This is a genomic window from Falsiroseomonas sp. RANM36 (genome assembly GCF_056682175.1).
This window is the reverse complement of sequence record NZ_JBWXTD010000007.1, coordinates 11,946-22,733: the sequence shown is the minus strand read 5'-3', so window position 1 is coordinate 22,733 and position 10,788 is coordinate 11,946. Positions and strand designations below refer to the sequence as shown.

Here is a 10,788-nt window from a genome sequence, read left to right as displayed (position 1 = left end):
GGCGCTCCCGCTGCTGCTCCTCCTGTGCGGGGCGCCTGGGCGCGTGGGTGGCGCGCATGGGGGCGATGTCCGGGCGCGCCACCGGCAGGCCCACCGCGTTGAGCGCCGGCCCCCCCGCGGCCGCGAGGTTCGACATGCGGAGCGAGAAGTTCGGCGTCACGTCCTTCCACCGCGCGAAGACCGCATCGGCGGGGCGCGCGCGGTGCTGGCGGTAGAGCATGTAGCTGCCGGAGTAGAGGATCGCGCGCGCCGCGATGTCCTCGTCATCGGTCGCGATCAGCCCGCCTTCGCCGGCATTGACGTGCTTGTAGGCCTGCAGGCTGAAGCAGCCGACGCGTCCGAAGGTGCCGGTCGGCCGCCCGGCCCAGCGCGCGCCCATGGTGTGGGCGCAATCCTCGATCACGGCGATGCCGAGATCGTCGCAGAGCGCCATCAGCCGCGTCATGTCGGCGATGTGCCCGCGCATGTGCGACAGCAGCAGGTGACGCGCGCCGCTGCCGCGCGCCTTGCGCGCGAGGTCGTCGAGGTCGATGACGAGATCGGGCGTCACCTCCACCAGCACATGCTCCGCCCCGGCATGGGCGATGGCGCCCGGAACGGGGGCAAGGGTGAAGGCGTTCATCAGCACGCGGTCGCCGGGCCGGACGCCGGAGCAGAGGAGCGCGAGATACATCGCGCTGCCGCAGGAATTCACGCCGACGCAGTAGCGCAGGCCGAGATGCGCGGCGAATTCCTCCTCCAGCAGCGCGGCATCCGAGGCGTCACCCAGCGTCTCGCCGTAGCGGTGCAGCCAGCCGTCGCGCAGCAGGGCGAGCGCGGCGGCGATCGCATCCTCCGGCACCGCCGGCGGCGTGCCGAGATCGCGTGCGAGGCGCAGCGGCGCGGCCCCCTGTTCCATCACGTCTCGACCGGCTCGCCGAGCGGCAGGTTGTGGCCGGGGAACCAGCGCGCCAGCCGCAGGTCCGCGGTGCGCGCATGCGCCTCCATGCCTTCCAGCCGCGAGATGCGCGCGGTGATCTCGGAAAGCCGCTTCGCGCCGTCGCGCGTCGCGCTCTGCCAGGTCAGCGGCTTGAGGAACTTGTGGACGGACAGGCCCGCGGAATAGCGCGCGGCGGCCTTGGTCGGCAGCACGTGATTGGGGCCGCTGCACTTGTCCCCGAAGGCCACGGTGCTCTCCTCGCCGAGGAACAGGCTGCCGTAGTTGGTGAGCCGTTCGCGCCACCACGGCAGGTCGGCGCATTGCACCTCCAGGTGCTCGCAGGCGTAGCGGTCGGACAGCGTGGCCGCTTCCTCCCGCGTGTCGCAGACCGCGACCTCGCCATAGTCGTGCCAGGCGGCGGCGGCGGCGTCGCGCGCGGTCGGCGGCAGGGCGGCGATCAGCTCCGGCACGCGCGCCAGCACGCGTTCCGCCAAGGCGCGATCCAGCGCCACCAGCCAGGCGGGCGATTCATGGCCGTGCTCCGCCTGGCCGACCAGGTCGGCGGCGACGATCTCCGTATCGGCGGTGGCGTCGGCGATGACCTGCACCTCGGACGGGCCGGCGAAGACGTCGATGCCGACGCGGCCGAACAGCATCCGCTTCGCCTCGGCGACATACTTGTTGCCCGGTCCGACGATGACATCCGCCGGGCGCCCGCTGAACAGGCCGAGCGCGAGTGCTGCGATCGCCTGCACGCCGCCGAGCGTGAGGATGGTGTCGGCGCCGGCGCGGTGCATGGCGTAGAGCACGAGGGGGTGGATCGGCCCGCCGCGATAGGGCGCGCTGCACGCGACTACATGCTGCACCCCGGCCGCCCTGGCCGTCGCGATGCCCATATAGGCGCTCGCGATATGGGCGTAGCGGCCGGTCGGCACATAGGCGCCGACGCAGTTCACCGGCACGACGCGCTGCCCCGCCATGACGCCGGGCGAGACCTCGATCTCGAAGTCGCGCACGCTCCCGCGCTGCGCCTCGGCGAAGCGGCGGACATTGGCGATGGCCGCGTCGATGTCCTCCTTCGCCTGGGCCGGGATCGCGGCGGCGTTGCGCGCGATCTCCTCCGGGGTGACGAGGATCTCGCCCTCCCACTTGTCGAGCTCGCGGGCGAAGCGGCGCGCGGCCGCCTCGCCCCCGGCCTCGATGGCGGCGATCATGCGCCCCGCCACCTCGCGCGCCGCGTCCTCGTTGCTGGCGGGCGTCCGGGCGGCGCGCTTCAGCCAGGTGACCGCCATCGTTCAGCGCCCTTCCGCGAAGGCGGCGAGGCGGGCGTCGCCGGCCACGCGCTTCAGGTATTCGTCGGTGACGAAGCTGCGCGGCTCGGGCGGCGCCTGCAGCGTGCCGACCGCCTTCAGATACTCGCCGAGCTTCGCGAACCAGCCATCCGCGGTCGAGGCGCCCGCCGAACGATCGAGCAGGCGAAGCTGCTCGGGCAGCGTGAAGGTCGGGCGCGTGTCGATCTCCGCGGCGAGGTACTGCTCGGGCAGCGTCACGCCGCCCTGGCGGTAGAAGCGCGCCATGAGCTCGATGGTCTCGGCGCGGTTCTGCTTCTGCCAGGCGACGGAGCGCAGATAGACCGCCAGATAGGCGGCCGCGCGGTCCGGCTGCTCGCGCGCGAAGTCGGCGCGCAGGATCAGCGCGCCGGGCACCGTCGCGCCGGCATCCTTGCCGGAGCAGATCACCACGCCCTCCGCGCGTTCCTGCAGCGTGTAGATGTTGGGCGCCCAGACGCCGGCCAGCGTGCCGTTGCCCGAGGAGAAGGCACTGATGATCTGCGCCTGGCCGAGATTGACGAAGGTGACGTCGCGCTTGGAAAGGCCCCATTTCTCCAGGCAGGCGAAGGCGGCGTACTCGCCGGTGGAGTTGGTGGTCAGCAGGATCTGCTGGCCGCGCAGGGAGGACGGATTGGCGCGGATGCGCTCGACATCCGCGCGGCGTGCGACCAGCGCGTTGCCCGCGCTCTCGTCATTGGTGATGCCGACGGTGAGCAGGCCGAAGCGCTGCGCGCCGAGCACCGCCGGCGCCGAGCCCGTGCCGCCCGCATCCCAGGCGCGCGCGGCAAGGGCTGCGACCTGCGGCGCGCCGGCGGCGAAGGTGGAGAATTCGGGCTGCAGCCCGACCTCGCGCCACCACCCCTTCTCGCTCGCGATGAAGTAGGGCAGGGCCCAGTAGAGCGAGGGCTGGTAGGACACCTTGATGGTGAACAGGCCCTGCGCCGTGGCCGGGCGGATGGCCGGCAAGGCGAGGGCGGCGGCAAGCAGCATGCGACGATTCATGGACGTTCTCCTTCCTGTTCCGGGTGTCGTTCAGTCGTCGGGCCTGATCTGATCGCGCAGCAGGCGCCAGACATGGGTGCGGAGATGGGTGAAGCTCGGCAGGTCCATCACCGCGTCGATCGGCATCGTGTCCCAGCCTTCCGACGCGCGGATCGCGGCGACATCCACGATCTCCCGCAGCCGGCCGGGATCGCGCGCCAGCACCACCACGCGATCGGAGAGATAGACCGCCTCCTCCACCGCATGGGTGATGAAGAGCGTCGTGCGCGGCTCCCGCCGCGTCAGGCGGACCAGCTCCTCCTGCATCACGGTGCGGGTCTGCGCGTCGAGCGCGCCGAAGGGCTCGTCCATCAGCAGCACGTCGGGCTCGATCGCATAGGAGCGCGCGATCGCGACGCGCTGCTGCATGCCGCCCGAGAGCTGGTGCGGAAAGCGGTCCTCCGTGCCTTCCATGCTCATCAGCTTCAGGTAGCGCGCCACCACCTCGTCCTGCCTGGCGCGGGAGGCGCCCTGGCAGCGCAGGCCGAAGGCGATGTTTTCGCGCACCGTCTTCCAGGGGAACAGCGCGAATTGCTGGAAGACCACGGCGCGGTCCGGCCCGGGCGCGGTCACCCGCTTGCCGCCGACCGTCACCTGGCCGGAAGTGGGATGGTCGAGGCCCGCGGCCATGCGCATCAGCGTCGTCTTGCCGCTGCCGGACGGGCCGACCACGGCGACGAACTCGTTCTCGGCCACGGTCAGCGTCACGTCGTCGAGCGCGACGAACTCCCCGCCGCCGCGGGTCGGGAAGGCCTTGCCGATGCCCTCGAAGCGGATGTCCTTCATGCCTGCCCCCAGCGCGCCTTCACCAGCGCTTCCGTGCGCCGCAGCGCGACATCGAGCGCGAGCCCGACCACGCCGACGGCCAGCATCCCCGCCATGACGATCGCCGGCGCCAGGTTGGATTGGGCCTGCACCATGACGTAGCCGATGCCCGCGGAGGCCACGATCAGCTCCGCGCCGATCAGCGACTGCCAGGCGAGGCCGGCGGAGACGCGCAGCCCCGCGACGATGGAAGGCAGGCTGCCGGGCAGCAGCACCTCGGCCATGATGCGCGGCCCGGATGCGCCGAGCACCTGCGCCGCCTCCACGATGCGCGGCTCGACCAGCTTGGCGCCGCGATAGGCGTTGATCAGGCAGGGCGGGAAGGCGCCGGCGAAGATCACCATGACCGGGCCGCCGATGCCGGTGCCGAACCACAGCGCGGCGAAGGGCACCCAGGCGAGCGGCGCGACGAAGCGCAGCATCTCGAAGATCGGGCTGACGATGTCGTCGAGCAGGCGCCAGCGGCCCATCGCGAGCCCGAGCGGCACGCCGACCAGCGCGGCGAGCCCGAAGCCCATGGCGAAGCGCCCGAGGCTGGCCGCCAGGTGCTGCAGCAGCGTGTGGCCGGCGAAGGTCTCGAAGCTGAGCTGCCAGGCGGTGGCCAGCACCTCGGCCGGGGAGGGCAGGGCGTTGCGCGTGACGAGGCCGGACGCGGCCACGCCCTGCCACAGCGCGAAGAAGCCGACGGTGCCGAGCAGCGTCAGCAGCCAGCGCTCCAGCGGTCTCAGCTGCGCCAAGGGATCAGCCTCCTCTCCGCTTCCGCGACCAGGCGCGTGGTGGCGGCGCCGAGGATGCCGACCACGACCATCGCCACGGCGATCATCGGCGGGTTGATGTCGCGATAGGCGGCGTCCAGCACGCGGCCGAGGCCGAAGAAGGCGCCGACCAGCTCCGCCGCGACCAGGGTGGTCCAGGATGCCTGCAGGGACAGGCGCAGGCCGGTGAAGATCATCGGCAGGGCGCCGGGGACGATCACCTCCGCCAGCATGCGCCAGCGCCCGGCGCCGAGCACGCGCGCCGCGGCGATCAGCGTGCGGTCCACGCCGCGCACGCCGGTCCAGGTGTTGATCACCGAGGGCACGAAGGCGGCGAACCAGATCACCAGCACCTTCGCCGCGTCGCCGAGGCCGAGCCAGACGATCGCCAGCGGGATCCAGGCCAGCGGCGGGATCGGACGCACCAGCAGGAAGGCGGGGTTGAGCAGCGCCTCGGCACGCGGCGAGACGCCCATCAGCAGGCCGAGCGGCACGCCGGTGACCACCGCCACCGCGAAGCCCATCAGCACGAGCCGCGTCGAATGCCACGCCTGCACCCAGAGCGTGCCGCCGGCATAGCCGTCGGTGACGAACTGATCGAGCGCGCCGCGGAACTCGGCGGGCGAGGGGAAGCGATAGGGGGCGACGATGCCGGTACCGGTGGTCAGCACCCACCACAGCACGAGCAGCCCGACCAGGCTGAGTGCGCCGACGGCGGCGCGCCGCCCGATGCCGAAGCGCGGGAGGCGGCGTGCGGTGCGCGGCGGTGCGGACAGGCCGGGCTGGGCGCGGCCCTGCACCGGCAAGTCGGGTGCCGACATCCTGACGTTTCCTGCCTTGTCCCCGAAGCGTCGGGACTCTTGTAAGCGTTTTCAGAAGGCAAGCATGCAGGCCCGCCGGATGTCAACAGGGAATGCGGAAAATCTTGAAATCATGGAAGAAACCGCTTACAGACCCGGCGTGCGTGGTCGAGCCGGCATCCGCGATGTGGCCGAGGCGGCGGGGGTTTCCGTCGCGACCGTCAGCCGTGCCCTCAACAAGCCCGGCAGCGTGACGCCTGTGCTGCGCGCGCGGGTCACCGATGCCGCGCGCCGGCTCGGCTATCTCGGCAACGGCGCGGCGCGCGCATTGGCGTCGCGGCGCAGCGGCGCGATGGGCGCGCTGGTGCCGACGCTCGACAATCCGATCTTCGCCGCCTGCATCGACGCCTTCCAGCAGCGCCTCGACACGCACGGGATGTCGCTGCTCGTCGCCAGCGCCGGCTACGACGCCGCGGCCGAGACGCGCGGGCTGCGCACCCTGCTGCAACGCGGCGTGGACGGCATCCTGCTGGTCGGCGCCGCGCATGAGCCCGAGACCTGGGCGCTGCTCCCGCCCGACCTGCCGGCCGTCGTCACCTGGATGCATCGCGCCGAAGGCTGCGCCTTGCCCTGCATCGGCTTCGACAACGCCGCCGCCGCGGCGCGCGTCACGCGCCACCTGCTCGCGCTCGGCCACCGGCGCATCGGCATGATCGCGGGGCTGGCGCAGGGGAATGACCGCGCGGCGGCGCGCATCGCCGGCGTGCGCGCGGCGCTGGCCGAGGCGGGGCTGACGCTGGCGCCGCCGCTGCTGGCCGAGCGCGCCTACAGCGTCGCCGAGGGCAGCGCCGCGATGGCCGCGCTGCTGGCGCTGCCCGAGCCGCCGACCGCGGTCGTCTGCGGCAATGACCACCTCGCCTTCGGCGCGCTGGTGGCCGCGCGGCGCGCCGGGCTCGTCGTGCCGGCCGATCTCTCGGTCACCGGCTTCGACGATCTCGACTTCCTCGCCCATGGCGATCCGCCGCTGACCACGGTGCATGTACCGGCCGCGGAGATGGGCCGGCGCGCGGCCGACCATCTCGCCGCGCTCGCCTCCGGCCAGGCGCCGCCGCCGCCCGCGGAACTCGAGGCGCCGGTGGTGCTGCGCGGCACCACCGCGCCGCCGGCGCGACGAACCGCGCGCTGATCCGCCTCGGCGCGACGCCGCGCGACCGCGGCGTCAGGCCGCGGTTGCGCCAGATCAATGCCGCCCGGGGCCGTGACGGCGAGGCTGGCCGCACAACGACGCGCCGGGCAACGCGCCCGGCCCAGCCGGGAAGAACGCAGCATGGCCATCACGACGATCACGACCCATGTCGAGCCTGCCGCAGGCACCGCGCTCGACGCGGCCTTCGCCGCATCCTTCGCGCTGGCCGAGGCGCATCGCGCCCATCTGACGGCGCTCGTCTTTCCCGCCGAGACGGCGCAGGCCGAGGCTGCGATGCCGAGCTGGGATCTTGCCCGGGCGGAGGAGGAGGCGGCCGGCCGGCTCCGCGAGGCGGCGACGCGGCGGGGCATCGACTGCGAGATCCGCACCCGCAGCAGCTTCGCCTATGGCGTCGGCGAGGTGATGGCCGACCATGTGCGGGTGAGCGACCTCGGCCTTCTCACGGTCCATCGCGCGCCCGGCGCCGGGCAGCGCATGCTGGTCGGCGCGGCGCTGTTCGAGACCGGCAGGCCGCTGCTGCTGGTGCCGGCCGGCCAGATGCCGGCCATCCCGCCCTCCCGGGTGGTCGTCGCCTGGGATGCGACGCCGGCCGCCGTCCGGGCGGTGCACGGCGCGCTGCCGCTGATCCGCGCGGCGGCCGAGACGCTGGTCGTCACGGTGACCGACGACAAGGAACTGCGGCTCGGGCAATCCGGCATCGAGCTTGCGCATCTGCTGGCCCGGCATGGCGCGCGCGCCACCTTCACCAGCCTGCCGCGCGCGGGCGGCGTTCTCGAGACGCTGGCCGGGGTCGCGCGGGAGGTGCCGGGCGGGCTGCTGACGATGGGCGCGCTCCGCCACGCGCCGCTGCGCAACATGGTCTTCGGCAGCGCGACCGGCGACCTGCTGCAATCGGGACCGCCGGTCCCGACGCTGCTGGCGGCCTGAGGCGGCGCGCCGCGCCGCCGCCGGGCCCGCGCCCGCAGGCTACAGGCGCGCGCCGGTGGTGGTGAAGCGCTGGTCGGCGGTCTGCTGGACCCGGCTGTCGAGCACGGCATAGGCGCCGATGGCGACGACGATCGCGGCGATGCACCCGATCAGGACGGACTTCATGTGGCTGGCCTCCCCGGAAACCCTTGCGATGTCGAGGTAAAGCCGGCTTCGGCGGCGCGCAAGATGGCTTCCGCCGCGGCGAGGTCCTCGGGCGCGTTGGCGTTGAAGAAGGGATCGAAGGGCGCGGTCGGCCAATCGGCCTCGGCGCAGCCGAAGCGGGCGGTCCAGCGGTCTATCTTGCGCTCGCCGGCCAGCAGCGCGTCCCGCAGCGCCTCCCGCAGAGCGACGGGCCAGAGGCCGATCGGCGGGTGGGTGCGGCCGGCGGAGCTGGCGCAGGCGAGCGGTGCGCCGGCGGCCTCCCGCGCCGCATGCAGCCGCGCGACCAGGTCGGGCGGGATGAAGGGCGCGTCGCCGGTGACGGAGACCACCCAGGGCAGGTGCGGATGCTGCGCGGCCGCATGCTCCAGCGCGGCCAGGATGCCGGCCAGCGGCCCCGGATGGTCGGGCAGGGTGTCGGCGATCACCGGCAGGCCATAGGCGGCGAAGCGCGCCGGGTCGCCATTGGCGTTCAGCACGATCGCCGGCACCTGCGGGCGCAGCCGGTCGAGCAGGTGGTCCAGCAGCGGCCGCCCGCCGATGGCGCGGAGCGGCTTGTCGCCCCCGCCCATGCGGCGCGCGAGGCCGCCGGCGAGCACGACGGCCAGCGTGTCATTCCGCATCGGCGCCCGCCTGCTGCGCCTCGGCGCTGTTCTTGCGCCAGTGCTTCGCGCTCTCCTCCTCGACATAGGCGAGGTCCGCGTCGAAGACGATGCGCTGCTCGCCCGCGAGCGCCACGAAGCGCTTGCCCTTGCAGCGGCCGATCAGCGTGAGGTTCGCCTCCCGCGCCAGCTCGACGCCCCAGGCGGTGAAGCCGGAGCGGCTGACCAGGATCGGGATGCCCATGCGGACGGTCTTGATGACCATCTCCGAAGTGAGGCGGCCGGTGGTGTAGAAGATCTTGTCGTCGGGCGCCTCTTGCTCGCGGAACATCCAGCCCGCGATCTTGTCCACCGCATTGTGGCGGCCGACATCCTCCATGTAGACGATCGGCTCGTCCTGCCGGCAGAGCGCGCAGCCATGGATCGCGCCGGCCTCCAGGTAGAGGCTCGGCAGGGTGTTGATGCGGTGCAGCAGGCGATAAAGCCAGCTGGTGCGCAACGCGGCTGTCGGAGACAGCCGCACGGAAGAAAAATCCTCCATGAGGTCGCCGAAGGCGGTGCCCTGGGCGCAGCCGGAGGTCAGCGTCTTCTTCTTCAGCTTCGCCTCGAAATCCGTCTGCCGGTCCGTGCGGACGACCACGACGCCGAGATCCTCGTCATAGTCCACGCCGGTGATACGGTCGTCGCGCCGCAGCATGCCCTGGTTCAGCAGGTAGCCGAGGGCGAGGTCCTCCGGGCGGTCGAGGATCGTCATCATCGTCACGATCTCCTGCCCGTTCAGGTAGAGGGTGAGCGGCCGCTCGACGGTGACGGCGGTCTCGATCCGCGCGCCGGTGTGGTCGAGGCCAGCGACCCGACGGGTCAGGCGGGGATCGGCGGGGTCCGGCTGGACGCGCAGCGTGGGCGTGTTCATGGCGCGGAAAGGGTGGGGCGGCGCTGGCCTGCCCGCAAGCGCCGCGAGGCGGGCGGGCGCTTCACCCGTCAGGGTGAGAACGTTTGTTCCCGATCAACCACTCCTCTTGTCGGAGCGGCGCCGGATGTGGCGCTTTTATCGTATATGATTTCCGAAATCGGAACGGTTTCCTTGTCGGCAGACATCCCGCGCCTGGCGCTCGGCCTCTACGAAGCCCTGATGGATGGCGGGGGCCTGCTCCCCGCCTTGCATGGCGTGGCCCGCGCCCTCGGCGCTTCGAGCCATGCGCTGCATCTGGTCCGCTACCAGGACGGCAAGCCGGTCGAGAGCGTCTCGGCGGGGCATGGCGGGGCTGCCGGGGCGCCGCTGGAGGCCTATGCGCGCTATTGGGTGCGCCACGACCCCTGGGTGCAGGCGGCGGCGCTGCGGCCGGTCGGCGTGCATGACATGGCGCGGCTGGTGCCGGCGGAGGTTCTGCGCCGCAGCCGCATCTGGAACGAGTGGGGACGGCCCAACGGGGCGGCCTTCCATGCCATCGGGGCCACCCTGCTGCGCGATCCGGAGCGTTCCGGCGCCGTCGCCTTCCACCGGCGCGACGGGGAGGCGCCTTTCGGCGAGTCGGAGGTTGGCCTGCTGGAGGCGCTGTTCCCGCATCTGCAGCGCGCCATCGCCGCCGAGGCGCAACTCGGCCCGGCGCGCGCGGCCTCGGGCGCCGTGCTCCGGGCCGGGCTGGATGCGCTGACGGATGGCGTGGCGCTGCTCGATGCCGAGGGGCGGCTGGTCTTCGCGAATGCCGCGCTACAGGCCATGGCCGCGCAGGATGATGGCCTGGCGCTCGGTGCGCAGGGTCTGGAGGCGCCGGATCCGGCGGTGCGGCTGGCGTTGCGCCGCGGGGTGACGGCGGCGCTGGCGGCGGCGGAGGGACGACTCGGATTGCTGCCCGCCGCCGGCAGCCTGGCGGTGCCGCGCCGCTCCGGCGCGACGCCCTGGATGGTGCGCGCCGTGCCCGTGCTGCCCCGGGCCGAGGGGAATCTGCTGGATGGCTTCCGTGGTGCGATGCTGCTGGTCTGCGATCGGGCGAAGCGCCCGAAGCCGGCGCCGGCGCTCCTCTCCCGCCTGTTCGGCCTGACGCCGGCCGAGGCCGCGCTGGCGGCATCGCTGGCGCTGGGCCGGTCGGCCAAGGAGCACGCGGCGCGCCGCCGGGGGGGCCGCCGCGCGGGGGGCCGCCCGCCCCCGGCGGATGGGGCGGTACCCCGGTGTGGGGGGC

General features: G+C 73.0%; 12 protein-coding genes. 3 read left to right on the top strand and 9 right to left on the bottom strand.

From position 1 onward, the window contains the following. The 6 genes from AC1MIR_RS24295 to AC1MIR_RS24270 all read right to left on the bottom strand — a co-directional run. Window positions 1-898, bottom strand: an 898-nt coding sequence (locus AC1MIR_RS24295) for a DegT/DnrJ/EryC1/StrS family aminotransferase (protein ID WP_480030754.1), incomplete at its 3' end; no start/stop codon positions are given. Next, window positions 898-2,211: a histidinol dehydrogenase gene (gene hisD, locus AC1MIR_RS24290; RefSeq protein ID WP_480030753.1), complete on the bottom strand. Its 1,314-nt coding sequence runs from the start codon at window positions 2,209-2,211 to the stop codon at window positions 898-900. The genes hisD and AC1MIR_RS24295, both read right to left, overlap by 1 nt. A gap of 3 nt (window positions 2,212-2,214) precedes the next feature. Continuing rightward, window positions 2,215-3,252: an ABC transporter substrate-binding protein gene (locus AC1MIR_RS24285; protein WP_480030752.1), complete on the bottom strand. Its 1,038-nt coding sequence runs from the start codon at window positions 3,250-3,252 to the stop codon at window positions 2,215-2,217. A gap of 30 nt (window positions 3,253-3,282) precedes the next feature. Next, window positions 3,283-4,077, bottom strand: coding sequence for an ABC transporter ATP-binding protein (locus AC1MIR_RS24280; protein ID WP_480030751.1), 795 nt, complete (start codon window positions 4,075-4,077; stop codon window positions 3,283-3,285). Continuing rightward, window positions 4,074-4,853 (bottom strand): ABC transporter permease, encoded by a 780-nt coding sequence (locus tag AC1MIR_RS24275; protein WP_480030750.1) that lies wholly within the window; start codon window positions 4,851-4,853, stop codon window positions 4,074-4,076. Before AC1MIR_RS24275 ends, AC1MIR_RS24280 begins: the two co-directional genes overlap by 4 nt. Further along, window positions 4,841-5,692, bottom strand: coding sequence for an ABC transporter permease (locus AC1MIR_RS24270; protein WP_480030749.1), 852 nt, complete (start codon window positions 5,690-5,692; stop codon window positions 4,841-4,843). The genes AC1MIR_RS24275 and AC1MIR_RS24270 overlap by 13 nt, the downstream gene beginning before the upstream one ends. A 112-nt stretch (window positions 5,693-5,804) precedes the next feature. On the opposite strand from AC1MIR_RS24270, the gene AC1MIR_RS24265 reads away from it, so the two are divergent. After that, on the top strand, window positions 5,805-6,857 hold the full coding sequence (locus AC1MIR_RS24265) for a LacI family DNA-binding transcriptional regulator (RefSeq protein ID WP_480030748.1): 1,053 nt from the start codon (window positions 5,805-5,807) through the stop codon (window positions 6,855-6,857). 141 nt (window positions 6,858-6,998) lie between these two features. Then, entirely contained in the window at window positions 6,999-7,805 is an 807-nt protein-coding gene (locus AC1MIR_RS24260) for an adenine nucleotide alpha hydrolase family protein (protein ID WP_480030747.1), read from the top strand. Between the two features lie 39 nt (window positions 7,806-7,844). Here AC1MIR_RS24260 and AC1MIR_RS24255 read toward each other — a convergent pair whose 3' ends face one another. Genes AC1MIR_RS24255 through fdhD form a run of 3 tightly spaced genes read right to left on the bottom strand, consistent with a single transcriptional unit; the run spans window position 7,845 to window position 9,521 of the window. Then, on the bottom strand, window positions 7,845-7,970 hold the full coding sequence (locus AC1MIR_RS24255) for a hypothetical protein (protein ID WP_480030746.1): 126 nt from the start codon (window positions 7,968-7,970) through the stop codon (window positions 7,845-7,847). Next, window positions 7,967-8,629 (bottom strand): molybdenum cofactor guanylyltransferase MobA, encoded by a 663-nt coding sequence (gene mobA / locus AC1MIR_RS24250; protein WP_480030745.1) that lies wholly within the window; start codon window positions 8,627-8,629, stop codon window positions 7,967-7,969. Before mobA ends, AC1MIR_RS24255 begins: the two co-directional genes overlap by 4 nt. Next, complete coding sequence (fdhD, locus tag AC1MIR_RS24245) at window positions 8,619-9,521, bottom strand: formate dehydrogenase accessory sulfurtransferase FdhD (RefSeq protein WP_480030744.1); 903 nt, start codon at window positions 9,519-9,521, stop codon at window positions 8,619-8,621. Before fdhD ends, mobA begins: the two co-directional genes overlap by 11 nt. 171 nt (window positions 9,522-9,692) lie before the next feature. Here fdhD and AC1MIR_RS24240 point away from each other — a divergent pair. Further along, the coding region (locus tag AC1MIR_RS24240) for a hypothetical protein (RefSeq protein ID WP_480030743.1) at window positions 9,693-10,788 on the top strand (1,096 nt) is incomplete at its 3' end.